The organism is Actinoallomurus spadix, from assembly GCF_024055725.1.
GTDB lineage: Bacteria > Actinomycetota > Actinomycetes > Streptosporangiales > Streptosporangiaceae > Actinoallomurus > Actinoallomurus spadix.
This window is the reverse complement of the sequence record NZ_JAMXMX010000005.1, coordinates 46,290-71,506: the sequence shown is the minus strand read 5'-3', so window position 1 is coordinate 71,506 and position 25,217 is coordinate 46,290. Positions and strand designations below refer to the sequence as shown.

Genomic DNA, 25,217 nt, shown 5'->3' with positions numbered 1-25,217 from the left:
AGCGACGTCAAGTGGCCTGGATCGAGGTCCGGTGGTCACGCCACCCCCAGACAGCGCCAACGCGGCCACGACCCGGCATTCTCGATGGCGGCGAATGAGTCTGCGTAACTGGCGTGTGCCCGTGCGCCTGGTCGCGCTGATCGCCATTCCCACGGCAGTCGCCGTCCTGCTGGCCGGCCTGCGGGTCTCGAGCGCGCTCGGTGACGCTACCGTCTTCGCAAGGATCGAGCACCTCGCCGGCTTGGGCCAGAAGGTGACCGTCTTCGCCCAGGCGCTCGCGGACGAGCGGGACATGACCGCCTTCTATGAGACCTCGTCGGACGCGGCTGTGCTCGCGGAGCTGCGGCAACGTCAGCGGACGACGGACAGCGCGGCCTTGGCGGTCAGGGCGAAGGCCCGTGGCATCGACGCGGGATATTCGCCGCCCGTGCGCGCGGGAGTGCAGAACCTGCTCATCCGCCTCAACTCCCTTCCGGCGCTGCGGCAGATCACCGCCCAGCCTGGTCTTCCCGCGCTGCCCGGCATCAGCAAGTACTCGCAGTTGATCTCCGAGCTCTTCGACCTCGACGACCGGATCGCCCAGGGCAGCACGGAGACCGACGTATCCGAGGCGGTGCGGGCCCTCGGGGCGCTGTCCCGCGCCAAGGAGGCGTCCTCGCGTGAGCGGGCTCTTCTCACGGCGGCGCTGAACTCCGGGCGGTTCGAGCCGGTCGAGCTTCAGGCGCTCCAATCGGCGCGTGCCGAGCGGGACAGCGCGTTGAGCACGTTCGACGTGTCGGCGACCGTCAACGAGCGCCAGCTGTACGAGGACACGGTGACCAGCCCGGAGATCGACCGCTCCGAGTACACACGCCTGCAGGCGATAAGAGTCGCCCAGGACTCACGGGCGCTCAAGTTGAAGCCGCTTGGCCCCCAGGACACCCGGCGGTGGTTCGACGACATGACGAACCGCCTGGACCGGATGAACACGGTCGAGCAGAACATCGCCAGCCATATCCTCTCTGTCAGCGGGAAGCACAAGAAGACGGCCCAGCGTGGTGCCGTCATCGACACCTCTCTGCTGTTCTTGGTCTTGATCCTGGTCCTCATGGCGACCGTCATCGTGGCCCGTTCGATGGTGCGCCCGCTGCGAACGCTGAGGGCCGGCGCGCTGGACGTGGCGAGCAACCGTCTGCCCGAGATGGTCCGCCGACTGCGCGAACCCGACGCGGGCAACGAGCCGCTCCACGTCGAGCCGATCGACGTGCACACCACCGACGAGATCGGTGAGGTCGCCCGGTCCTTCGACGAGGTCCACCGCGAGGCGGTGCGCCTGGCGTCCAACGAGGCGTTGCTGAGGAGCAACGTCAACGCGATGTTCGTCAACCTGTCCCGCCGCAGCCAGTCGCTGATCGAGCGCCAGTTGCGGCTGATCGAGGACCTGGAGCAGAGCGAGCAGGACGCCGCCCGGCTGGAGTCGCTGTTCAAGCTCGACCACCTGGCGACCCGTATGCGCCGTAACGGGGAGAACCTTCTGGTCCTCGGTGGCCAGGAGCAGACCCGCCGCTGGAACAAGCCGGTCGCCCTGGTCGACATCGTCCGGGCCTCGCTGTCCGAGGTGGAGCAGTACGAACGGGTCACCCTGCGGATCCAGGACGACGTCTCGGTCATCGGCCGGGTCGTCAACGACCTCGTGCACCTGACGGCCGAGCTGGTGGAGAACGCCACGTCGTTCTCGCCCGAGCACACCAAGGTCGCGGTGTCGGGTCATCTGCTCAGCGGCGGTGGCGCGATGCTCCAGATTTCCGACAACGGCGTCGGCATGTCACCGCAGGAGCTGGAAGAGGCCAACTGGAAACTGGCCAACCCGCCGACCATCGACGTCTCGATCTCCCGCCGGATGGGCCTGTTCGTGGTCGGTCGGCTGGCCCAGCGCCACGGCATCCGCGTCGAGCTGCGCGCCGCCCTGTCGGGCGGCCTGACCGCCTTCGTCATCCTGCCGGCCAACGCCATCCAGGACGGCAACCCGCCGACGCCCCGCCGTCTCGACTCGCCGGTGGAGGCGGCCCCCCGCCGGGCGTCCTCGGTGGAGGCGCCCGCCGTCCACGGGCAGCTGGCGCGCGGCGCCGAGCCGGTCGCTCCGGCGCCGGTCCCCGACACGCCGTGGGAACCCGCCCGCGCCGTTCCCGAGACGGGGCGTACCGCCTTCGAACCCGCGCCGATGGAGGCCGAGCCGCCCACGAGCCCCTTCGAGTCGCCGCGGAGCCCCGCCGAGCCACTGCGCAGGCAGGCGGAGCCGGTCTGGGACGAGCCGGAGCCGGCGGAGCCGGTCTGGGGCGGCCGGCGGGAGCCCGAACGGCGTCCGGCCGAGCCGGCCGAACCGGCGTACGGCCAGTCCGAGCAGCCCCGGGGCCCGCAGGGCGCGCCCCTCCCCAAGCGGAAGCAGGCGAACACCTCGCCTCCGGGCAGAGGCGCCGCCTCGTCGGCCCCCGGCCGGGCGGGGACTCCGGGCGGCGCACCGCCTCCGGCGCGTCCGTCCCGGCCGCAGAACCCCCCGTTCCCGCCGGCGCGGCAGTCGACTCAGCCGCCGGCGACCGGTTCGATGCGCGAGGAAGGTCGTTTGGGAGACCAGAACGGAGGACGTTCCCCTATCTTCGAGGCAATGCAGTCGGAATGGTTCCAACGCCGCAAGACAGGATCAATGGCTAGATCTGAGTCGACTCCTCCGCCGGAGTGGTCCTCGCCCGCAGACGAGGGGTTCCGGGCGGCGGAGACGGTGCGGGCCCCCGCGGTGGGTGGGAAGACCGCGGCAGGGCTGCCGAAACGGGTGCCGGGCAGTAACCGGATCCCCGGGTCGATCGCCTCGGCGAGGCCGGCACCGCAGCCTCAGCAGTCGATGCAGCAACCGATCCAGCCTCCGGCCCGGCCGGCCTTCCAGCCGCCGGAGGCCGAAACGGTACGGAACCGTTTCTCCAGCTTCCAGCAGGGCGTACGCAGGGGTCGCGCCGCGATCCGGCCCGAAGATGATGAACGGGAGAACCAGTGAACAGCCGCCAGGATCTCAGTTGGCTGGTGACCACATTCGTCGAGCGCGTCCCTCGCGTCGCGCACGCGGTCGTGGTGTCCTCCGACGGCCTGCCGATGGCGTATTCCGAAGGCTTCCCGGCCGACCGCGTCGACCAGCTCGCCGCGATCGCCTCCGGGTTGACGAGCCTCACGCAGGGCGCGGCGCGAATCTTCGAGGGCGGGGCGGTCACCCAGACCCTGGTGGAGATGGAGCGCGGCCTGCTGTTCGTGATGGCGATCAGTGACGGATCGGTGCTCGGCGTCCTGGCCGCGCCCGACTGCGACATGGGATTGGTGGCCTACGAGATGGCACTGCTCGTCGAGCGCGTCGGCCGGGTGCTCACTCCGGCGTTGCGCGCGGAACCAGGGATCGGTTAAGCCGTGGACGGGGGCCGGTACGGCAACCGGGACTTCGGCGGGTACCACGGGCCGGGGTCCGGACCGCACCACAACCCGCCACCGGGGCCGCCCCCGCAGCCCCCGGACGCGGGACAGGGCAGTTCGCTGGTGCGGCCGTACGCCGTCACCGGCGGGCGTACTAAACCGAGGTACGACCTGCCCATCGAGGCGTTGATCTCGGCGGCGCCGTATCCCCGCCGGGACATCACGACCCTCACTCCTGAATACAAAGCCATCATCGATCTGTGCCGGAACTGGCGTTCGGTGGCGGAGGTGTCGGCGCTGCTGAGGCTGCCGCTCGGCGTCGCGCGCGTGCTCATCGCTGACATGGCGCACGAAGGCCTGGTACGCGTGCACCAGTCCCCCTTCACCGAGGGGCAGCCCGACCTCCAGCTGCTGGAAAGGGTTCTCGTTGGACTTCGCAAGCTCTAGCCCGGGCGCTTCGCCCGGGATGACCTCCGTAAAGATCATCGTCGGGGGTGGCTTCGGCGTCGGGAAGACGACCTTCGTCGGCTCGGTCTCAGAGATCATGCCGCTGACGACCGAGGCCGTGATGACATCGGCCAGCACCGGGGTCGACGACCTTTCCGCCACGCCGGACAAGACGACCACGACCGTGGCCATGGACTTCGGCCGGGTCAGCCTCGACCAGGAACTCATCCTGTACCTGTTCGGGACGCCCGGTCAGCACCGGTTCTGGTTCATGTGGGACGACCTGGTGAAGGGCGCGATCGGCGCGGTGGTGCTCGTCGACACCCGCCGGCTGGCCGACGCCTTCCCGGCGGTCGACTACTTCGAGGAGTCCGGCCTGCCGTTCGTCGTCGGCATCAACGGCTTCGACGGCGTGTACAACCACGGCATCGAGGACGTGCGCGAGGCGCTGACGATCGGGCAGCACGTTCCGATCGTCACCTGTGACGCCCGGAACCGCGAGTCGACCAAGACGACGCTGATCACCCTCGTCGAGCACGCGCTGGCCATGCGCGCGAGGGGCGTGCCCATCAATCACTGACCCGGTTGACGGCCCGATGACCGCGTGTTGCATCATGGTCGGACGTGACTGAATCCTCGACGTACACCTCCTATGTCGCCATCGGCGACAGCTTCACGGAGGGACTGGAAGACCCGGCCCCGGCCGCGGGGTACCGCGGCTGGGCCGACCGGCTCGCCGAGCATCTCGCCGCCGCCGGGCCGGAACTCCGGTATGCCAACCTCGCCGTACGCGGCAGGCTGCTGCGCCAGATCGTCGACGAGCAGGTGCCCCGCGCGATCGAACTGCGGCCCGAGCTGATCACGTTCGCGGGCGGGGGCAACGACCTGCTCCGCCCCGGAGCCGACCCGGACGCGCTCGCCGTGGTGTTCGACAACGCCGTACGCCGCCTGCGCGCCACCGGTGCCGACGTGCTGATCTTCACCGGTTTCGATCCCGGAGGCGTGCCGGTCCTGCGCCGGATCCGCGGCAGGGCGGCCATGTTCAACCTGCACCTGCGCGCGATCGCGGACCGGCACGACTGCCGCCTCGTCGACCTGTGGTCGATGCGGCAGCTCCTCGACCCCCGGGCGTGGGCCGAGGACCGGCTGCACCTGTCCCCGGAGGGGCACCGCCGGGTCGGTTTCGCCGCCTGCGAGGCGCTGGGCGTTCCCGTGACGGGCGACTGGCGCGACCCGTGGCCGCCCGCGCCGCCCGTCGACTGGCTGACCTCCCGCAGGGCCGACCTCCAGTGGGCCCGCACGTATCTCCTGCCGTGGATCCAGCGGCGCCTGCAGGGCCGGTCGTCGGGCGACGAGATCGCCGCCAAGCGGCCGGATCTGCTGCCCTTTTGATCAACTCGTGGCCTTTCCCGGGCGGTACTCTTGACGAGCGCTCCCGGGGATGAGATGACAACGTTGTCGTCTTAGTGGACCGAGGCTGGAGCGAAGGGGGCGCATGCGTCCGACCATGCGGGACGTCGCGCGGCACGCCGGGGTGAGCCTCAAGACCGTGTCCCGCGTCGTCAACGGCGAGGTGGGCGTCCGCCCGGACACCGCGGAGAAGGTGAACGACGCCATCTCGGCGCTGGGGTTCCGGCGCAACGACATCGCGCGCGCCCTGCGCGGCGGAAAGCGCACCCGCAGCCTCGGCCTGGTGATCAAGGACGTCGCCAACCCCTTCTACTCGCAGATCGCCCGCGGCGTGGAGGAGGTCGCGCGCCTCCACGACCTGTTCGTCATCTCCGGCTGCTCCGACGAGGACCCGGCCCGCGAGCGGCACCTCATCCGCTCCCTGTGCGAGCGTCGCGTCGACGGGCTCCTCGTGGTGCCCTCCGCCGCCGACCACCGCTACCTGATCCCCGAGCTGAACATGGGGACCGCGGCGGTCTTCATGGACCGCCCACCCGAGGAGGCCATCCGCGCCGACGTCGTCCTGATCGACAACGTCGGCGGGGCCCGGTCCGCCGTCGAGCACCTCATCGCGCACGGGCACCGCCGCATCGCCTGCCTCGCCGACCTGCCCGGTATCTTCACCGCACGCGAACGCCGCCGGGGCTACGACGAGGCACTCCAGGCCCACGGCATCCCGGTCGACGAGTCGCTGGTGCGTCTCGGCCCGCACGACGTCGCCGGGGCGGAGGCCGCGACGGCCGAGCTGCTGGCTCTGGGCGACCCGCCGACCGCCGTGTTCGCCGGCAACAACCGGCTGACCATCGGCGCGCTGCGCGCCATTCAGGCGGCCGGGACGAGAACGGCCCTCGTCGGCTTCGACGACTTCGAACTGGCCGACATGCTGGCCACTCCCGTCACCGTCGTGGCGCACTACCCGGCCGAGATGGGCCGCCGCGCCGCCGAACTGCTGTGCCGTCGCATGAACGGCGAGGACCTGCCGCCGCAGCGCGTGCTACTGCCGACCCGCCTCATCGTCCGTGGCTCGGGGGAGTCGCCGCCGATCTGACCAAGGAAGGTGCACCGCCGTCTCCCTTCAAGCCGGTCGGCGCGAGATCCCCGGCGGGACGGCCGGGGTTCTCGCGCCGACGCCTCACCGGCCCCCGGTCAGCCGTGGCGCCGGCGACGGACGGCGTACGCCACGGTGACGGCCGCCAGCAGCGGCCCCCAGGCGATGAGCGGCGCATAGCAGAGATCGATGATCACGAGCTTGGCACCGTGCGGCATCTCCGGATCCCCGGCCGAGCCCGGTCGGCCCAGCGCGGCACCGGCCCCCGGGTCCCGCCGGACGCATCCGCCCGCCCGGTCCGTACGCCGACGGCGGTCATCGCGTGCCCTCGGCGGTCTGCCGGCCGGCCGCGGACTCGGGCCCGCCCGATCCCGTGGCCAGCATGGCTCCGGCGATCAGCGCCGTCAGGGCGGCGATCATCAACAGCTTCATCTTCAGTTTCCCGCTCAATGGGGCATCTCCGGGTGACGGCGGGTGGGACGGATCCACGATCGCCCGCGCGCCGGCCCGTGCGCCTCCCCTGACAGGACGGGGTTCCTACCCCGCAGGGGTCGGTCACGGACGGAACACACCGGCGCCCGCCGCCTCGGGGGAGGCGGCGGGCGCCGATGATCAACTGAGCCGGGTCAGCGGTAGTCGACCGTCGTTCCGGCGTGGGTCGTGCGGGCGGGGAGGGTGACCGTCAGAGTCCCCTTGCCACCGTCGTACGTCCAGCTCCCCTGGGGTGCCGGTTCGCCGTCGACCTGGACGGCCGCCGGCTTGGTCGCGGCGTGGAACACGACGGTCCACTGCCGTTTCGTGACCTGGCCGGTGAACCTGCCCTGCGAGGGTGCGATGCGCAGGCTGTGGCCACCGTCACGCTCGGTGTAGCGGATGGTGGTGGTCGCCGAGGCGTTCGGGTCGGTGGAGTGACCGTCGTCCTCGTACAGCCGGAACACGCCGTCGGTGCCGCCGGCGACGTTCACCGTGACCTTGGTCAGCGGGTTCTGCTCGTCGTTCGACACGGTGTCCGTCCGGGTCGGCAGGATTCCGCCGGCCTTGATGAACACCGGCATCGAGTTCCAGTCCGTCGTGACGTTCTGGGTGCCCGGGCCCGTGTAGGTCTTGCCGGTGAAGTAGTCGGTCCACTGTCCCGGCGGGAACCAGACCGACGTGGTCGCCGTCGTTCCGGACGAGGTGGCCGGAGCCACCAGCACGTTCGAGCCGTAGAAGTACTCCCGGGCCGCCGCGTCGTAGGCGCCCTGCTCGTCCGGGTACTCCAGGTACGTCGCCCGGACGACGGGCACGCCGGTGTCGGTGGCCTCCTTGGCCAGTGTGTAGGTGTAGGGAACGAGGTTCTCGCGGAGGTTCAGGAACTTCTCCGCCGCGGTGCGGGCCTGGTCGCCGTACTGCCACGGCAGCCGGTCACTGTGGTTGCTGTGCAACCGCAGGATCGGCTGGAAGGCCGCCATCTGCACCCAGCGCACGTACAGGTCGTCGGCGAGATGGGACGGGCCGTTGAACCCGCCGATGTCGTGGCTGACCGCAGACAGGCCGGTTGCGGCGGACTCACCCGGCGTGTAGCCGACCTCGAACTTCAGGGTGTCCCAGCTCGATGCGGTGTCTCCGGTGAAGTGCACCGTCGTGCGCTTGTCCGCCCACGGACCGGTCGGCACCGGGGCCTGACCGCTGTAGCCCGAGGCCTGGAGGGAGCTGTACGCCCGGGAGAAGGCGAACCCGCGGCCGACGCGCTTGGCGGTGTCGTCGGCGTACTGCTGGTTGATCCACGCGTCGGGCGTGACGCCGGCCAGCGAGGACTGGGAGCCATCACAGCACCAGTCCAGCCACCACAGGTCGTTGCCCTGCTGTTCCATCTTCTTGTGCAGGTCGAAGTAGGCGGCGAGCTGGTCCGGGTCGCCCCAGTCGAACGTGTGGCAGGTCTGTCCGGAGGGCGCTCCGCAGCCGGAGACGGCCAGCTTGTTCTTGGCCGTGGCCTGCGCCTGGGCGTAGGCCGGGTCGCCACTCGCGATGCTCGGGTGGATGTTCAGCGCGCTGTGTAGTCCCTGCGCGTGCTCCCAGGCGAAGAACGCCGCCGGGTCCGGGAACCTGTTGGTGTCGATCTCCCAGCCGTTCCAGTCGGTGGGCGCCTTGTAGTCCGTGTCGGTGACCAGGACGTCCAAGGGGACGCCCTCCGAGCGGAACTTCGGCAGGAGGTCGTTCTGGTAGGCGGCGGCGGTGAAGTCGTAGTACTCGGAGAACCAGATGCCGTAGGCCCACCGGGGCAGCAGCTCCGACGGTCCGGTCAGCGTCTTCAGGTCCGTGAGACCCTGCTTGTAGTCCTGGCCGTAGCCGAACAGGTAGCCGTCCTGGTAGGGCTTGCCGTCGTGGCCGGGCCGCGCGTGGACCGTGCGGGTGTCCGGGTCGAAGATGGCCGAGGGCGTGTCGTCGAGCAGGTACCACCCGTCGCGGTACAGCAGGCCGGGCGTGGTGACCGCGCTGCCGTTGACGCCGTCGAGGCCGCGCCGGTACCCCCCGAGCGGGCTGTGCGCCGGCAGGATCGCCGAGGAGGCCGGGGCGACCGCGACGGTGTCGAGGTTGACGTGGCAGCTGTCCGCCGTCGGGCAGCCGAGCGCGATCGTGTCGGTGCCCTTGGTCAGGGTCACCGGGATGACCGCCGTCGACCAGCTGTCCCAGTCGGCGGTCGGCGCGAGGTTCGCCGTCGTGGCCGTTCCGCCGTTCACCGCGGTCGAGATCGTCCGGGAGGTTCCGCCGCCGTTCGAGTAGCGGACCTGCAGCCCGTACGAGCCGTTGGCGGGGACGTTCTGGATCGTGACGGTGTCGGACGCGCCGGCCCGCTCCAGCCCGGCGGCGAACCCCTCACCGGAGTGGCCGTTGTGGTCGGCGGCGAGCTTCGCCCCGCCGGCGAGCGCGCCGGCCTCGGCCTCGCACACGGTGCCGTAGTCGCAGTCGGCCGACGGCGCCGTCGTCGGGTACGGCGCGCCGGGTGCCGTCAGCGCCAGGCTGTCGACGTTCACGTCGCCCGAGTCGCTCGCGGCACGGGAGACCACGAGTGTGTGCCGGCCGGCGGTCAGGTGCAGACCCGGCGCGGTGGTGAACGCCCAGGTGTCCCAGTTCGCGGTGGTCGGCATCGTGAGCGTCGCCGGCGTTCCGCCGTCGACGGCGGCGCTCAGCGTACGGGTCATGGTCTTACCGTCGCCGCCCTGGTTGTTGGCGTAGCGCAGGCGCAGGTCGTAGTCGCCGTCCTTCGGCACGTCGAGCGTATAGGCGAGCGACCCGCCGACGCTCTCGAACCCGGCGGCGAACCCGGTGCCGGTGAACCCGGCGTGGTCCGAGGCGACGCTCACCCCCTGAAGCAGGCCCCGCTCCGCCTCGCAGAGGGTGTCGGTGGCGCAGGTGACCGCGCCGGGGAAGGCCGGGTGCGCGATCACCTTCTGGCCGGCGGCGCGCACCTGTACGGAGACGTTGTCCGCGGTGAACGGGCCGGAGCCGACCTTGTACCGCAGCTTCACCGGCCCGGTGTCGATGGTCAGCCAGCCGTCCGAGACCTTCTTGGTGAACTGCGTCCGCCCGAAGCCGTCCCGTCCCACCGCGTTGAACGTCGCGGCGTCGGTGAAGGCGCCGTCGCCGGCGTACTCCATCCGGATCAGCGTGGGGGAGAGGACCTCGAAGCGGGCGTCGCCCGACCGGACGGCGTGCCTGTCGGCCCGTTGCCCGGGCGCGGCCGCGGTCGCGGGGGGAGAGCCGGTGACCACGAGGCCGGCGACGCCGGCCAGCGCGAGAGTGGCTTTGATGGTCTTGGATCCGGGTCCGGCACGTCGATGCGTGCGCCGCCGGCGAAATGCGGCATTACGCCCATGAGAGAGGAGGCTCACGGATTGGACTATGACGGCAAACGATCATATTCGTCAATGGATGGTCCAAATCGGTCACCGCACGGAACGCACCGGCGCCCGCCGCCTCGGGGGAGGCGGCGGGCGCCGATGATCAGCTGAGTCGGGTCAGCGGTAGTCGACCGTTGTTCCGGCGTGGGTCGTGCGGGCGGGGAGGGTGACCGTCAGGGTTCCCTTGCCGCCGTCGTACGTCCAGCTTCCCTGGGGTGCCGGTTCGCCGTCGACCTGGACGGCCGTCGGCTTGGTCGCGGCGTGGAAGACGACGGTCCACTGCCGTTTCGTGACCTGGCCGGTGAACCTGCCCTGTGATGGTGCGATCCGCAGGCTGTGGTCGCCGTCGCGCTCGGTGTAGCGGATGGTGGTGGTCGCCGAGGCGTTCGGGTCGGTGGAGTGACCGTCGTCCTCGTACAGCCGGAAGACGCTGTCGGCACCGCCGGCGACGTTCACCGTGACCTTGGTCAGCGGGTTCTGCTCGTCGTTGGTGACGTTGTCCGTCCGGGTCGGCAGGATTCCGCCGGCCTTGATGAACACCGGCATCGAGTTCCAGTCGGTGGTCACGTCCTTCGTGGCGGGACCGGTGTAGGTCTTGCCGGTGAAGTAGTCCGTCCACTGTCCCGGGGGGAACCAGACCGACGTGGTCGAGGATGTGCCGGGGGAGGTGGCCGGAGCCACCAGCACGTCGGAGCCGTAGAAGTACTCGCGGGCCGCCGCGTCGTAGGCACCCTGCTGGTCCGGGTACTCCAGGTACGTCGCGCGGACGACCGGAACGCCGGTGTCGGTGGCCTCCTTGGCCAGTGTGTAGGTGTAGGGGACCAGGTTCTCGCGGAGGTTGAGGAACTTGTCCGCCGCGACGCGGGCCTGGTCGCCGTACTGCCACGGCAGCCGGGCGCCGTGGTTGCTGTGCAGCCGCAGGATCGGCTGGAAGGCCGCCATCTGCACCCACCGGACGTAAAGATCGTCCGCGAGCTTGGCGCCGCCGTTGTGGCCGCCGATGTCGTGGCTGACCGGCGACAGGCCGGTGGCGGCGGACTCACCCGCGGTGTAGCCGACCTCGTACTTCAGGGTGTTCCAGTTCGAGGTGGTGTCCCCGGTGAAGTGGAGCGTGGTGCGCTTGTCCGCCCACGGGCCCGTCGGCACCGGCGCCTGGCCGCTGTAGCCTGCCGCCTGCAGTGAGCCGTACGCCCGGGAGAAGGCGAAGCCCCGCCCGATGCGCTTGGCGGTGTCGTCGGCGTACTGCTGGTTGATCCACGCGTCGGGCGTGACGCCGGCCAGCGAGGACTGGGAGTTCTCACAGCACCAGTCGAGCCACCACAGGTCGTTGCCCTGCTGCTCCATCTTCTTGTGCAGGTCGAAGTAGGCGGCGAGCTGGTCCGGGTCGCCCCAGTCGAACGTGTGACAGGTCTGCCCGGAGGGCGCCTGGCAGCCGGAGACGGCGAGCTTGCCCTTGGCCGTGGCCTGCGCCTGTGCGTAGGCCGGGTCGCCACTCGCGATGCTCGGGTGGATGTTCAGCCCGCCGTGCAGGCCCTGCGCGTGCTCCCAGGCGAAGAACGCCGCCGGGTCGGGGAACTTCTGGTCGTTGAACTCCCAGCCGTTCCAGGCGGTCGGCGCCTTGAAGTCCGTGTCGGTGACCAGGACGTCCAGCGGGACGCCCTCCGAGCGGAACTTCGGCAGGAGGTCGTTCTGGTACTCGGCGGCGGTGAAGTCGTAGTACTCCGAGAACCAGATGCCGTAGGCCCACCGGGGCAGCAGCATCGACGGTCCGGTCAGCGTCTTCAGGTCGGACAGGCCCCGCTTGTAGTCCTCGCCGTACCCGAAGAGGTAGCCGTCCTGGTAGGGCTTGCCATCGTGGCCGGGCCGCGCGTGCACCGTGCGGGTCTCCGGGTCGAACACGGCCGAGGGCGTGTCGTCGAGCAGGTACCACCCGTCGCGGTACAGCAGGCCGGGCGTGGTGAGCGCGCCGCCGTTGACGCCGTCGAGGCCGCGCCGGTACCCGCCGAGCGGGCTGTGCGCCGGCAGCACCGGCGACCCGGCCGGGGCGACGGCCACTGTGTCGAGGTTGACGTGGCAGCTGTCCGCCGTCGGGCAGCCGAGTGCGATGGTGTCCTCGCCCTTCGTCAGGGTCACCGGGACGACGGCCGTCGACCAGCTGTCCCAGTCGGCCGTCGGCGCGAGGTTCGCCGTCGTCGCGGTCCCGCCGTTCACGGCCGCCGAGACGGTCCGCTGCGTTCCGCCGCCGTTCGCGTACCGGATCTGCAGGGAGTAGGTGCCGTCGGCGGGGACGTTCCGCACCGTGACGGTGTCGGACGGGCCCGACCGCTCCAGCCCGGCGACGAACCCGTCACCGGAGTGGCCGTTGTGGTCGGCGGCCTGCGTCGCGCCGCCGGCGAGCGCACCCGACTCGGCCTCGCACACGGTGCCGTAGTCGCAGGGGGTGGGCGGCGTCGCCGTCGTCGGATACGGCGCGCCGGGCGCCGTCAGCGCCAGGCTGTCGACGTTCACCTGGCCCGAGTCGCTCGCGGCACGGGAGACCACGAGTGTGTGCCGGCCGGCGGTCAGGTGCAGACCCGGCGCGGTGGTGAACGCCCAGGTGTCCCAGTTCGCGGTGGTCGGCATCGTGAGCGTCGCCGGCGTTCCGCCGTCGACGGCGGCGCTCAGCGTACGGGTCATGGTCTTACCGTCGCCGCCCTGGTTGTTGGCGTAGCGCAGGCGCAGGTCGTAGTCGCCGTCCTTCGGCACGTCGAGCGTATAGGCGAGCGACCCGCCGACGCTCTCGAACCCGGCGGCGAACCCGGTGCCGGTGAAACCGGTGTGGTCCCGGGCGACGGACACGCCGCCCTGGAGCAGGGCCTGCTCGCCCTCGCAGAGGGTCCCGACGGCGCAGGTGACCGCGCTCGGGAAGGTCGGGTGCGCGATCACCTTCTGCTCGCCGGACCGCAGCCGCACGGAGACGTTGTCCGCGGTGAACGGGCCGGAGCCGACCTTGTACGACAGCTTCACCGGCCCGGTGTCGATGGTCAGCCAGCCGTCCGAGACCTTCTTGGTGAACTGCGTCCGCCCGAAGCCGTCTCGGCCCACGGCGTTGAAGGTGGCCGCGTCGGTGAAGGTGCCGTCGCCGGCGTACTCCATCCGGATCAGCGTGGGGGAGAGGACCTCGAAGCGGGCGTCGCCCGACCGGACGGCGTGCCTGTCGGCCCGTTGCCCGGGGGCGGACGCGGTCGCGGGGGAGGAACCGGCGACCACGAGGCCGGCGACGCCGGCCAGCGCGAGGCCGGCTCTGATCAACTTCGATCGCGGCCCCGCACGCCAATACGTACGAGGCAGGCGAAACTCGACATTACGCCGATAGGGGAGGAGGCTCACGTCAACGGACTATGGTGGCGAACGATCATATACGTCAAGAGACGGTATAAAACGGTCATGCCTCGTCAGCTGTACGGTCAGCGGCGCGGTCAGGACGGGCGCGCATGGCGACCCAGTCGGAGCGGTCGAGGACGTGGACGCGCACGGCCTCCCCGTACGGGCCGATGGTATCGCCGTGGTGCCGCATGCCGATCTTGCGCATGACGTTGCCCGAGGCGTGGTTCGCGGGCTGGTACAGCGCCGCGAGCCGCTCGGCGCCGTGATCGGTGAACGCCTCGTCCCGGAGTGCGGCCGCGGCCTCGGTGGCGAGCCCCATTCCCCAGTAGCGCGGATCGACCCACCACCCGATCTCGATGACGGACTCCTCGATCCCCGGCACGCTCCGGCGGAGATGGTTCAGCGCCGCCACTCCGAGGGTCCGCTCGTCACCCCCGTCGCGGAGAAGGATGCCGCGCCAGCCGAAGCCGTGCTCTGCCCAGTGCGCCAGGATCTCGCCGTGCCGCGTCAGGGCGCGCTCGCGATCCCACGGCCGGCCGTCCCCGAGGAACCGAGTGATCCGCGGATCCGCGCTCAGCCGGCACAGGTCATCCTCGAACCGGGCATCCCAGGGCGGCAGGACCAGCCGTTCGGTCGTCAGCGTGCGCACGACCGATCCGGCGACTCGACGACGGCGACGTCGACGCGGTTGGTGGCTTCACCGCTACGAGTGCTCTCGCGCCGGCGAGGGGACGGAGGCTTCTCTGCCGAACGCATGGCCGACCACTCCTTCGCGACGGCGGCGATGAGCTCCGTAGATGCTTCTGGAGGCAACGCCACAGACTCCAGGTCGTCGAAATCCACCTTAATCCGCCGGACGATCTCCGTGCTCATTCGGCCCGGTCGGCTCGAACCCTCATGAATGGCGGTGCGTGTGCATCCCGTTTCCGTGGCCATCGGCCGCCGATTCGCCCAGGACGTCGTCGCCGGGCACTACGACGAAGAGCATGCCTATACCAGCACCCTGGTCGTCTCCGAGCAAGACCGTCCACGTGGCGGTCGTCGCCCCCGGCGTCGCTCTGACGGCAGCCGAACTCCGAACGCTCCGGTGCTGAGTGATCGGAGGCTGTGCGCCGGTTGACTCCTGGCGCCAACTGTCAGTAGGACGTGGCAGACACCAGCGATCAACCTGCGGGGTGCGTCACCGAGGCGGCGGCGCGGACGAAGGCGGCGATCGCCGGCGAGTGCGCGTCTTGCGGCCAGGCGACCGCGAGTGTGGCCGGTTCCAGATCGACGACCGGCCGGTAGGTGATCCCGGGTAGCGGGTAACGCCGCGTCACCCAGGCGGGGAGGAAGCAGATCAGGTGCCCCAGCTCGACCAGGCGGAAGATCTGGGTGATGTCCGAGAGCGGCTGCCGGGTTCCGGCCGTGAGCTCGCGAGGTGCCGTCCGGGGCCGTACGGGATCGCGTCCGCCGGAGGGAACCTGCGAGCGCGGTGACTCGTCTCCCCCGACGAGGGACCCGTCAGGGAGGCTCCGGCCCGCCAGGTCGGCCAGCCGCAGGGACGGTCTGGCGGTGAGCGGATCGCCGGCCGCCAGGGCGGCCAGGCGGGGTTCGGTCAGGAGCGGCTCGGAGTCCAGGCCGCGGTCGTCGAAGGGGCTGACGAGCAGCGCGACGTCGGCCCGCCCGTCGCGCAGCGCCGGTGCCTGCTCGCCCCGGCCGCCGAGCACCAGTTCCACGCCGATCGCGGTGTCCTCACGTGCGTAGACCGACAGGATCCGGGGCAGCAGCCCGGCGTCGTTGTCGGCCTTGAGCGCCAGTCGCAGCGTTGGGGTTGCCCGGCCGGCGTCCCGGACCCGCCGGCCGGCCGCGGCGATCGCGTCGAGGGCGGTCCGGGCGTCCCGCAGGAGGACCTCCCCGGCCGCCGTGAGGGCGACCTGCCGGGTGGTCCGCTCCAGCAGCCGCACGCCCAGCCGGCGTTCCAGCTCCCGGATCGCCCGGGACAGCGGCGGCTGTGCCATGCCCAGCCGCTCGGCGGCGCGCCCGAAGTGCAGCTCCTCGGCGACCGCGACGAAGTACCGGAGCTCCCGCGACTCCAGGTCATTCATATCGGCAGGGTATCAATGGTGATCCGATCGGTCCTTCAGGTCCACGCCACCGCGGGATTGACTGCTCGACGTCCGCTCCACCGAGGGCGGATCCGGATGCGAACGCCTGCGGCGGCCGTGCCCATGCCGCTCTCCCCTGGAGGATGAATGATCGTCATTACGACGCCCACCGGCCAGATCGGCCGGCAGGTTCTCGGCACCGTCCTGGCCACCGGGAAGGAACCGGTCCGCGTCATCGCGCGCGATCCCTCCCGGCTCTCCCCGGATGTGCGCGAGCGCGTCGAGGTTGTCACGGGCTCGCACGATCGCCTCGACGTTCTCACCGAGGCGCTGGACGGAGCCGGTGCGGTGTTCTGGGTGGTGCCTCCGGATCCCCGCGCCGACAGCGTCGAAGGGCACGTGCTGGGCTTCGCCCGGCCGCTGTGCGAGGCCATCGCGGACCGGGGCGTCCAGCGGGTCGTCGGCGTCTCGACCCTGGGCCGCGGCTGGGCCGGAAACGCCGGACAGATCTCCGCGGCGCTCGCCATGGACGAGATGATCGAGGGCATCGGCGTGGACTACCGGGCCCTGCTGATGCCGGGCTTCATGGAGAACCTGCTGCAGCAGGCCGGCGTGATCAGGAGCCAGGGCGTCTTCTTCCTCACGCTGTCCGGGGACCGGAGGAATCCGGCGTGCGCCACCCGTGACATCGCGGCCGTCGCGGCGAGACTGCTGCTCGACGACTCCTGGAGCGGGCAGGAGGGCGTCCCCGTCCTCGGCCCGGAGGACCTGTCGCCGAACGACATGGCGCGGATCATGTCGGAGGTGCTGGGACGGCCCATCCGCTTCCAGCAGCTCTCCGGCGAGGCGTACAAGGCCACTCTCATGCGGAACGGGGTGAGCGAGGCCTGGGCGCAGGGGATCGTCGACATGGGCGCCGCGATCGACCAGGGCCTGTACCGCGCGCAGCCGCGTACTCCGGAGTCCACGACTCCGACCGGCTTCCGCCAGTGGTGCGAGGAGGTGCTCAAGCCCGCCGTCGCCGGTTAGGCCTGTCTCAAAGCCCCGCTGGCCTACTCCGCGGAGGCGCTGCCCGTGGGGCGGGCGCGGAGGTGGGCGCGTTCGCCCTGCCGGCCGAAGAGGCTGAGGAACTCGACCGCCCCGGCGTCGGCGGCGCCGAACCAGTGCGGCACGCGCGTGTCGAACTCGGCCGCCTCGCCGGGGGACAGGACCAGATCCTGGTCGCCGAGGACCAGGCGCAGCCGTCCGTTGAGGACGTACACCCAGTCGTAGCCCTCGTGGATCCGTGTCTCCGGCTCCCGCCGGGGGCTGCCCGCCGGAATGATGATCTTGTACGCCTGGATGCCGCCGGCCCGGCGGGTCAGCGGCAGCAGCTTCATGCCGTAACGCTCGATCGGCCGCAGGTGGATGCGCGGGTCTCCGGTGGGCGGGGCGTCGACGAGCTCGTCGAGCGTGACCCCGTGGGCCCGGGCGAGCGGGAGCAGGAGCTCGAGGGTCGGGCGGCGGGCCCCGGACTCCAGCCGGGACAGGGTGCTCACCGAGATGCCCGTCACCGCCGACAGCTCGGCGAGCGTGGTCTCGCGCTGCCGGCGCAGCGCGCGGAGCCGGGGGCCGACCGCCCCGAGCGCCTGGTCGAGGTCCTCATCCATGCCATCAGTTTGCCATAACCGCAACGTGATTTGCGAGAACGGCCTATGTTCTCGCATCCTCGCGGTGGAGGTGATCGACGTGACCGATCTACTGAGAGACGGCTATGACGTGGTGGTGGCCGGTGGCGGCGCGGCGGGGCTGAGCGGGGCGCTCACGCTGGCCCGGTCCCGCCGGTCGGTGCTGGTGGTCGACGCGGGCTCGCCGCGCAACGCCCCCGCCGCGGGGGTGCACGCGCTCCTGGCCCGCGAGGGGATCCCGCCCGCCGAGCTGCTGGAGCGCGGCCGGGCGGAGGTCCGCGGGTACGGCGGCCAGGTGGTGCCCGGCGAGGTCGACGCCGTCGTCCGTGAGGAAGACGGGTTCGCGGTGACGCTGACCGGCGGCCGGGCGGTACGGGCGCGCCGGCTGCTGGTCGCCACCGGCGCGGTCGACGAGCTCCCGGACGTCCCGGGGCTGCGTGAACGCTGGGGCCGGGACGTCGTGCACTGCCCGTACTGCCACGGCTGGGAGGTCCGTGACCAGGCCATCGGCGTGCTGGCCACCGGCCCGTTCTCGGTGCACCAGGCGCAGCTGTTCCGGCAGCTGAGCGCCGACGTCGTGTTCTTCTCCCACACCGCGCCGCCGTCCGAGGAGCAGACGGAGGAGCTGGCCGCCCGGGGTGTGAGGATCGTCGACGGGAAGGTCACCGCGCTCGAGATCGCCCAGGATCGCCTCGTGGGTGTTCGGCTGAGCGACGGCACGGTCGTCGGGCGTGCGGCGCTCGCGGTCGCGTCCCGGATCACGGTGCGCGCGGGCTTCCTCGCCGGACTCGGGCTGCGGCCGGCGGATCACCCGTCGGGGATGGGCCAGTACATCCCCGCCGACGCCACCGGCCGTACCGAGGTGCCCGGCGTGTGGGCCGCCGGGAACGTCGCCGAGCCTGCCGCCCAGGTCGGCGCCGCCGCCGCGGCGGGCACGATGGCCGGGGCCCAGATCAACGCGGACCTGATCGCCGAGGAGACCCGCCGGGCGGTCGCCGCCTACCGGCGGGTCAGGGCCGGATGACGGTCAGTCCGAACGGCGCGCCGTGGCGGGCGGCGTGGGCCACGGCCTCCCCGGCGTCGTCGAGGGCGAACTCGGTGAGCGCGAACAGGCCGAGGTCCAGCCGCCCGCAGCGGGCCAGTTCGATGAGGCGGACGGGGGCGTGGCGCGGGAACATCCACTGGCCGCGGACGGTGACGTTGTTCCGCATCAGCCACCGGTAGGGGAGAGGGAGGTCGGCCCCGTCCAGCATGCCGACCCCGCCCATGAGCACGACCCGGCCGTATTCGCGGACGGTCATGGCGGCGGCGCGCACGGGCGTCGTCCCCGCGGTGGGAGGCAGCAGGTCCAGGACGAGGTCGATCGGCCCGTGCGCGGCGGCCGTCATCCGTTCGCGGTCCCGTTCCTCGTCACCGGTGAGCCGTACGGTCCGCACATGGGCGCCGAACCGGCGCTCGAGCCCGGTCAGGGCCTCTTCGTTGCGCCCGGGCGCGACGACGCGGGCGGCGCCCATCGCCAGGGCGACGGCCACGGCGGCGCCGCCGAAGTTGCCGGTCGCGCCGCTGACCAGGACCGTCTCGCCCGCCTCCAGGCCGCCGGCGAGGAGCCCGCCGTACGGGACGAGGCACGTGGTCAGCACGAGCCACCGCGCCGCGTCCGCCGGGTCGATCGGCCCGAGCGGCACGGCGTTCTCGGTGGGGATCAGGAGCCGTTCGGCGTACGAGCCCTGACCGAAGTGCCGCTGCAGGCGCAGTCCGCCGTCGCCCCGGGCGCTCAGTCCCTGCAGGGCGATGTCCGGCGTCAGCGCGTGGTCGCGCGAGCGTATGGTCGGGTCGCACAGCACCCACTGCCCCGGAGCGAGCCGGGTGGCGTCCGGCCCGACCTCGCGGACCCGGCCGACGGCCCCGGCGCCGGGCGTCACCGGGAGGGTGAGGGGGTACCTCCGCTCGCCGCTGAAGACCTCCGCCGCGTACGGCAGCACGGCCGCCGCGACGACATCGACGATCACCTCACCGGTCCCCAGGACCGGCTCCGGCACATCCTCCACCGACAGCGGGGAGCCGAACTCCTTCAATACCGCGGCCTTCATGGCGGTCATCTCCTTCGATCAGCCGTTCGCACGATCGATGGTGGGCGAGCCGGACGGGCGCATCCAGGCCCGGTATCGTCCTGGGATCGGCCAGTACCACCCAGCGAAGGCGGCGATCATGCACGAGCCGGCCGGTCGCGGACTCGGTGACTTCCTGCGGTCCCGGAGGGAGCGACTGACTCCCGAGACGGTGGATCTCCCGGAGCGGCGGCGCCGCCGGACGCCGGGCCTGCGGCGGGAGGAGGTCGCGGAGCTGGCCGGAATCGGCATCGACTGGTACGTCCGCCTGGAACAGGGACGGGCCGGCAGTCCTTCGGCCACCACGATCGACGCCCTGGCCGAGGCGCTCCGCCTGGACGCCACCGACCGCGACCACCTGCGGACGCTGGCGCGCCGCCCGCCCCGTGAGACCTTCGTCCGGGAAACGGTGCCGGACGGGACCAGACGCCTCGTCGAGAGCCTCGGCACTCCCGCGTACGTCACCGGCCGCCGCTGGGACGTGCTGGCCTGGAACACCGCCGCGGCGGAGCTGCTCACCGACTTCGGCCGCCTCGACCCCGGCGACCGCAACATCCTCGTCTACCTGCTGCTCATGCCCGAGGCCCGGCGTCTCTTCGGCGACGGCTGGGCCGCTCAGGCCGCGCACACCACGGCCCAGTTCCGCGCCGCGCACGACCTGTGGGCGCCGGACCCGGCGTTCACCGGGCTCGCGGACCGGCTCCGCCGTGGCTGCCCGGAGTTCGCCGCCTGGTGGGAACGGCACGACGTCCTTCCCGCCGGCGCCGGGCGCAAGACCCTGCACCACCCGTCCGAGGGCACGCTCGTCTTCGAGTACGCCACCTTCCAGGCCAATGAGGACCCGGCCCTCCGGCTGACCGTCTACTCACCCGCGTGAAGGATCGCGCCGAGGATCCGCGCCCCGGACGGCGCAGATCCTCGGCGCGGGCGCCTCAGCCGGGCTTGCGGCTGGTGATGATCTCGTCGATGAGGCCGTACTCGCGGGCCTGCTCGGCCGTGAGGTAGCGGTCGCGCTCGATGTCGGCGCGGATCTGCTCGGCCGGGCGGCCGGTGTGGCGGGCCAGGATGGTCTCCTGTGCGCTCGACGTGGGAGGGCAGGATGTAGCGGGCGGTGAGGCCGGTCACGGGGCGACGCCCCCGGCCTCGAGCGCGCTGGTGACGACGTGGTCGATGAGGCCGTACTCGCGGGCCTCCTCGGCGCTGAAGTAGCGGTCGCGGTCGGCGTCGTGCTCGATCTGCTCGTACGGCCGGCCGGTGTGCTCGGCGATGAGCTGCAGGAAGCGGTGCTTCATGTGCACGCTCTGCTCGGCCTGGATGCGGATGTCGGAGGCGGTGCCGCGGATCCCGCCGGATGGCTGGTGCATCATGATCCGCGTGTTGCGCAGCGCGTAGCGCTTGCCGCGGGTGCCCGCCGTGAGCAGGAACTGCCCGGCCGAGGCGGCCATGCCGAGGGCGACGGTCGAGACGTCGTTCGGCAGGTACCGCATCACGTCGAACATGGCGAACATCGCGTCCATCGACCCGCCCGGCGAGTTGATGAAGATCTTGATGTCGCGCTCCCCGTCCTGGGCGGCGAGGAGCAGCAACTGGGAGCAGACCCGGTTGGCCAGGTCGTCGTCGATCTCCGAGCCGATGAAGACGATCCGCTGGTCGAGCAGCCGCTGGAAGAGCTGCTGGGAGTGGACGTCCTGCGGGATCTCGGTGACCCGCGCGCGGGGGTGGAGAGTCGGGAAATCCATCTGCGCTCCTTCGCTGCCGCACGCGGGCGCGCGCGGCCGAGTCCACGCGCCGGCGCGCTCCTGCGCCGGGGCGAGTTCTGTACAGAATAACAAGAACGTACAGAATGATAGAATTCCTGCATGACGCGAGAGGTCCCAGTGACGCAGGCCCGGGCCGACCTGGCGGAGCTCGTGAACCGTGTCGGCTACACCGGCGAGCGCATCCTCCTCACCCGGCACGGCAAGCCGCTCGCGGCCCTCGTGCCGGTGGAGGACCTCGATGCGCTGGAGCGGCGGCCCGCGGAGATCGGCTTCACCTTGTCGCTGCCCGCCGAGGCGGAGCCCGAGCCCGAGCAGGCGCCGCGCCCGGCCGGCCCGATGCGCATCGCGGCGGAGCACCGGGAGGCCGGCCCCTCCGGCCGTCCCCACTGGGAGCGCTGATCTCCAGAGGGCTGCGACCCTCCTCCGGTCGGTCGTAAGGTCTACGTCGTGAGCCCCCCACGCCTACCGGAACACCTCGAACTGCTGCTGACCGAAGAACCCGTTCTGGACGTCTACGCGTACGGACCCTGGCGGGTCCCCGACGGGCTGTACGACGAGGTCCGCGAGCGCGCCCGCGCGTTCGACGCCGACGAGCGCGCCCGGGCGCTGACCGGCGGGCTCAGTGACTTCTACGCCGCGGGCACCTCCGCGGCGGGCGCGGAGCTGTGGTCGCTGCTCACCTTCCTGCTCGGGGCGGCGGCGCTCCGGGCCGGCTCGCGCGGCGACATCGACTACGAGCTGCTCACGCAGTTCCTGGCCAAGCCCGAGCCCCCGGTCCGCGACCCGGTCGCCTGGTTCAGCCAGGGCGGCCGGCTGCGGCCGCCCGGCCTGTGGCTGGTCGAGAACGCCGGTGACGACATCGCCCTCCGGGAGACGATGTTCGCCCTCGGCCGTGAGTCCCTCGACGTGTTCGCCGGCATCCCGCCGCTGGAGGAGCGCCGCCGGGCCCTCATCGCGCTCTTCGACCGGCACGCGGAGGACCCGGAGCTGCGGGCCCGCGACCTGACCACGCCGCACGGCGAGCTGGAGCGGGTGTGGGCGTCGGACCTGCCGGACGAGACCGTGTCCGCGCTGCCGGAGCTGGCCGGCCCGACCGGCTATCTCACCTGGGCGTGCGCCGGCTGGATCGCCGCGCACGAGCGCCTGCTCGCGGCGGTCCCGGGCGGCGACCCGCTGGTGACCGGGCTGGCGCGGCTGCTGTTGCAGGCCGACGTGGCGGCGGTGCCCGCGGATTTCGCGTTCGCCATCGGCGTCGAGCGGTACGAAAGCGTCCAGGAGCGCTTCCAGCACCTGCGGGAGGGCTTCCGCGCCGACCCGTGGCAGGCGGAGGTGCGGTCCTGGCTCGCCCGGGGCCTCGTCGCGGGTGAGGCCGACGCCTGCCGGGCCTGGCTGGACATGGGCCTGCGGATCACCGGATGCGCGCAGGGCCTGCCCGACAGCGCCGTGAGCCCGAAGAGCCGCCTGCCCGTCCGCGGCTTCCAGACGGACCTGCGCCGCCTCTTCCGCGCCCGTACGGTCGTCAACCCGCTGACCGCGCGGTTCGCCGGCGTGCCGCCCGCCGAGGAGGCGCGGACCGCGACGGCGGCCGAGGAGACCGGCGCCGGCCTCGTCGGCCAGCCGGACATCGTGACGGCGCTCGGCGACGTCCTGCGGACCGGAGAGTCCGCGCGGCCGGTGCGTCTCCTGCTCAGCGGGCCGGACGCGACCGGCAAGGGCACGGCGATCCGGATCGTCGAGCAGACCCTGACCGAACGCGGGGACGTCCGCGAGGCCGTCTGGGTCTCCGACCAGGTGTTCGCGAACCTCCACGTCAGCGACACGATCCTGTACTTCCTCGCACGGGTGCGCGAGTGCCTCGAAGGGCGCGTCCTCGTCATCGAGGGCCTCGACCGCATCCTCGCGCTGGAGCACTGCGGCGGGGCGTTCGCCGAGGAGCTGCGCCGCGTCCTCGAACGCCACCAGAAGCTGCACGTCGTCGCGGCGTGCCGCACGGGCGGCGACGAGCGGATCTTCGACGTCAACCCGGCCCTGCACCAGCACTTCCGGATCGCCCGCACGCGGGAGTTCGCCGAGGACGACTACGCGGAGCTGTTCCGGCGGGCCGTCGCCCGGCGCGGGCTGACCGCCGCCCGGGAGGCCGCGGTCACCGCCGGGCTGCTGCTGTCCCGCACTCCGCCGCTGCTGAACCTGCGGGGCGCGCGCCTCGTGGAGTACCTCGCCGAGCAGTGCGTGGCGGCGGCCGCCGCCCGCGGCGAGACGGAGGTCGCGGTCGCTGATCTGCCGCAGCGGGTCATCCCCGGCGGCGCCGCCGACGCCGATCCGATGGCCGAGCTCGACGCGTGCGTCGGCCTGAAGTCGGTGAAGAACGAGGTGCGCCTGCTCGTCGCCGAGGCCGAGGCCGCCCGGATGCGCCGCGAGGCCGGCATGCCGGTCGCCGCCCGGCCGAGACACCTGGTCTTCACCGGTAACTCCGGCACGGGCAAGTCGAAGGTCGCGCGCATCCTCGGCCGCATCTACGCCGACCTCGGCGTGCTGTCCTCCGGCCACCTCGTCGAGGTGGACCGCTCCGACCTGGTCGGGGAGTACGTCAGCGAGAGCGGCCCGCGCGTGCGCCGGGCGGTGGAGCGCGCGCACGGCGGCGTGCTGGCCATCAACGACGCGCACAACCTCATGCCGGGCGACTCCCCGCGCAACCGGGAGGCGATCGACGTCCTGCTGGCGGCCGTGCAGGCCCACCCGGAGGACCTCATCGTCGTGCTGTGCGGGCCGGAGGGCGCGATGAACGGTCTGCTGAAGAGCGACTCGGAACTCGCGGCGTTCTTCCCCAAGCAGCTGCGGTTCCCCGACCTGACCGAGGACGAGCTCATCGAGATCTTCCAGGCGAAGGCCGCCGACGCGGGCTTCGCACTGCGGGAGGGCGTGCTCGACAAGGTCCGCGACCTCGTGCGCGCTGGGGCGCGCGACCGGGCCGCCGGGAACGCCCGCCTGATGATCAACCTGCTGGACCGCGCGGTGGCCATGCAGTCGCGGCGCGTCCTCGACGACGGCGTGCTCACCGACGACGAGTCCCTCGACGAGATCCTCGCCGAGGACATCCCGGGCACGCTGGCCGCCGCCGGCCACATCGACCTGCCCGGCGACCCGCTCGCCGAGATCGAGCGGCTGATCGGCCTGGACGCGGTCAAGCAGGAGGTGCGCCTGCTCGTCGCCGAGGCCAAGGCCGAGCAGCTCCGCCGCGACGCCGGCATCCCGATCGCCTCGCCCACGCGGCACATGGTGTTCACCGGCAACCCCGGCACGGCCAAGACCACCATGGCCCGGCTGCTGGCCGCCGTCTACGCCAAGCTGGGCCTCCTGTCGTCCGGGCACCTGGTCGAGGTCTCCCGCGCCGACCTCGTCGGCGAGTACGTCGGGCAGACCGCGCCGAAGGTCCGCGCGGCGGTGGAGCGGGCGCTGGGCGGCGTGCTGTTCATCGACGAGGCGTACGCCCTGACACCCGCCGACTCCGGACGCGACTACGGGCACGAGGCGATCGCCGAGCTGCTCAAGCTGATGGAGGAGCACCGCGCCGACCTCGTCGTCATCGTGGCGGGCTACGAAGGGCCGATGCTGCGGTTCCTGGAGTTCAACCCGGGCCTCGCCTCACGGTTCCCGACCGTCCTGCGGTTCCCGGACTACACCGACGACGAGCTTGTGGCGATCTTCGAGGTGATGGCGGCCGACGCCGGCTTCCAGGTGGCCGAGGGCGTGCTCGACGCCGTGCGCTCCCGGCTGCGCGCGGCGGCCCGCGGCGAGTCGTTCGGCAACGCCCGGCTCATGCGGAACCTCCTGGACCGCGCCGTCGCCCTGCAGGCGCAGCGCATCACCGGGCAGGAGGCGCCGGACCGGGAGGAGATCCGCCTGCTGCGGCCGGCGGACCTGCCGGAGACCGACGCGCCCGCCGACCGCGACGAGCGCCTCGGCCATTACCTGTGA

19 protein-coding genes and 1 pseudogene are annotated in these 25,217 nt (G+C 71.9%); 11 read left to right on the top strand and 9 right to left on the bottom strand.

The features are described from left to right. Positions 1 to 94: 94 nt before the first annotated feature. The 6 genes from NE235_RS08160 to NE235_RS08135 all read left to right on the top strand — a co-directional run bounded on the left by NE235_RS08160 (position 95) and on the right by NE235_RS08135 (position 6,373). Positions 95 to 3,025, top strand: coding sequence for a sensor histidine kinase (locus NE235_RS08160; protein ID WP_252800357.1), 2,931 nt, complete (start codon positions 95 to 97; stop codon positions 3,023 to 3,025). Between the two features lie 26 nt (positions 3,026 to 3,051). Then, positions 3,052 to 3,423 carry a roadblock/LC7 domain-containing protein gene (locus tag NE235_RS08155; protein WP_252800356.1) on the top strand — a complete coding sequence of 124 codons (372 nt, stop codon included), beginning with the start codon at positions 3,052 to 3,054 and terminating at the stop codon, positions 3,421 to 3,423. A gap of 3 nt (positions 3,424 to 3,426) precedes the next feature. After that, positions 3,427 to 3,876, top strand: a complete 450-nt coding sequence (locus tag NE235_RS08150) for a DUF742 domain-containing protein (RefSeq protein WP_252800355.1) — start codon at positions 3,427 to 3,429, stop codon at positions 3,874 to 3,876. A gap of 19 nt (positions 3,877 to 3,895) precedes the next feature. Further along, positions 3,896 to 4,456, top strand: coding sequence for a GTP-binding protein (locus tag NE235_RS08145; RefSeq protein WP_252800354.1), 561 nt, complete (start codon positions 3,896 to 3,898; stop codon positions 4,454 to 4,456). 44 nt (positions 4,457 to 4,500) lie between these two features. Next, entirely contained in the window at positions 4,501 to 5,268 is a 768-nt protein-coding gene (locus tag NE235_RS08140) for an SGNH/GDSL hydrolase family protein (protein ID WP_252800353.1), read from the top strand. A gap of 103 nt (positions 5,269 to 5,371) precedes the next feature. Next, positions 5,372 to 6,373 carry a LacI family DNA-binding transcriptional regulator gene (locus NE235_RS08135; protein WP_252800352.1) on the top strand — a complete coding sequence of 334 codons (1,002 nt, stop codon included), beginning with the start codon at positions 5,372 to 5,374 and terminating at the stop codon, positions 6,371 to 6,373. A gap of 315 nt (positions 6,374 to 6,688) precedes the next feature. Here the strand turns inward: NE235_RS08135 and NE235_RS37240 are convergent, their stop codons facing one another. From NE235_RS37240 to NE235_RS08115, 5 genes are all read right to left on the bottom strand, one after another. Further along, positions 6,689 to 6,823, bottom strand: a complete 135-nt coding sequence (locus tag NE235_RS37240; protein WP_289848348.1) for a hypothetical protein — start codon at positions 6,821 to 6,823, stop codon at positions 6,689 to 6,691. Between the two features lie 176 nt (positions 6,824 to 6,999). Then, positions 7,000 to 10,245 carry a TIM-barrel domain-containing protein gene (locus NE235_RS08130; RefSeq protein ID WP_252800351.1) on the bottom strand — a complete coding sequence of 1,082 codons (3,246 nt, stop codon included), beginning with the start codon at positions 10,243 to 10,245 and terminating at the stop codon, positions 7,000 to 7,002. Between the two features lie 126 nt (positions 10,246 to 10,371). Beyond that, positions 10,372 to 13,545, bottom strand: a complete 3,174-nt coding sequence (locus NE235_RS08125) for a TIM-barrel domain-containing protein (protein WP_252800350.1) — start codon at positions 13,543 to 13,545, stop codon at positions 10,372 to 10,374. A gap of 133 nt (positions 13,546 to 13,678) precedes the next feature. After that, a complete protein-coding gene (locus tag NE235_RS08120) occupies positions 13,679 to 14,269 on the bottom strand; it encodes a GNAT family N-acetyltransferase (protein WP_252800349.1) in 591 nt (196 codons plus the stop codon). A gap of 514 nt (positions 14,270 to 14,783) precedes the next feature. Then, positions 14,784 to 15,707 (bottom strand): LysR family transcriptional regulator, encoded by a 924-nt coding sequence (locus tag NE235_RS08115; protein ID WP_252800348.1) that lies wholly within the window; start codon positions 15,705 to 15,707, stop codon positions 14,784 to 14,786. Positions 15,708 to 15,854: 147 nt separating this feature from the next. On the opposite strand from NE235_RS08115, the gene NE235_RS08110 reads away from it, so the two are divergent. Next, entirely contained in the window at positions 15,855 to 16,736 is an 882-nt protein-coding gene (locus NE235_RS08110; protein ID WP_252800347.1) for an NAD(P)H-binding protein, read from the top strand. A gap of 23 nt (positions 16,737 to 16,759) precedes the next feature. Here the strand turns inward: NE235_RS08110 and NE235_RS08105 are convergent, their stop codons facing one another. Next, positions 16,760 to 17,356, bottom strand: coding sequence for a helix-turn-helix domain-containing protein (locus NE235_RS08105; RefSeq protein WP_252800346.1), 597 nt, complete (start codon positions 17,354 to 17,356; stop codon positions 16,760 to 16,762). Positions 17,357 to 17,420: 64 nt separating this feature from the next. Between NE235_RS08105 and NE235_RS08100 the strand changes: the two genes are divergently transcribed. After that, complete coding sequence (locus NE235_RS08100) at positions 17,421 to 18,398, top strand: NAD(P)/FAD-dependent oxidoreductase (protein WP_252800345.1); 978 nt, start codon at positions 17,421 to 17,423, stop codon at positions 18,396 to 18,398. Here the strand turns inward: NE235_RS08100 and NE235_RS08095 are convergent. Beyond that, positions 18,385 to 19,464: an alcohol dehydrogenase catalytic domain-containing protein gene (locus NE235_RS08095; protein WP_252800344.1), complete on the bottom strand. Its 1,080-nt coding sequence runs from the start codon at positions 19,462 to 19,464 to the stop codon at positions 18,385 to 18,387. The genes NE235_RS08100 and NE235_RS08095 overlap by 14 nt on opposite strands. Between NE235_RS08095 and NE235_RS08090 the strand changes: the two genes are divergently transcribed. Next, positions 19,463 to 20,359, top strand: a complete 897-nt coding sequence (locus NE235_RS08090; RefSeq protein WP_252800343.1) for a helix-turn-helix transcriptional regulator — start codon at positions 19,463 to 19,465, stop codon at positions 20,357 to 20,359. The genes NE235_RS08095 and NE235_RS08090 overlap by 2 nt on opposite strands. A gap of 55 nt (positions 20,360 to 20,414) precedes the next feature. Here the strand turns inward: NE235_RS08090 and NE235_RS08085 are convergent. Continuing rightward, a pseudogene (locus NE235_RS08085) lies at positions 20,415 to 20,555 on the bottom strand (ClpP family protease); the annotation flags it as partial. 48 nt (positions 20,556 to 20,603) lie between these two features. Next, on the bottom strand, positions 20,604 to 21,221 hold the full coding sequence (locus NE235_RS08080; RefSeq protein WP_252800342.1) for a ClpP family protease: 618 nt from the start codon (positions 21,219 to 21,221) through the stop codon (positions 20,604 to 20,606). 120 nt (positions 21,222 to 21,341) lie between these two features. On the opposite strand from NE235_RS08080, the gene NE235_RS08075 reads away from it, so the two are divergent. Together NE235_RS08075 and NE235_RS38100 are read left to right on the top strand one after the other, a co-directional pair. Next, complete coding sequence (locus tag NE235_RS08075; RefSeq protein WP_252800341.1) at positions 21,342 to 21,641, top strand: type II toxin-antitoxin system Phd/YefM family antitoxin; 300 nt, start codon at positions 21,342 to 21,344, stop codon at positions 21,639 to 21,641. Between the two features lie 48 nt (positions 21,642 to 21,689). Then, positions 21,690 to 25,217 carry an AAA family ATPase gene (locus NE235_RS38100; RefSeq protein WP_252800340.1) on the top strand — a complete coding sequence of 1,176 codons (3,528 nt, stop codon included), beginning with the start codon at positions 21,690 to 21,692 and terminating at the stop codon, positions 25,215 to 25,217.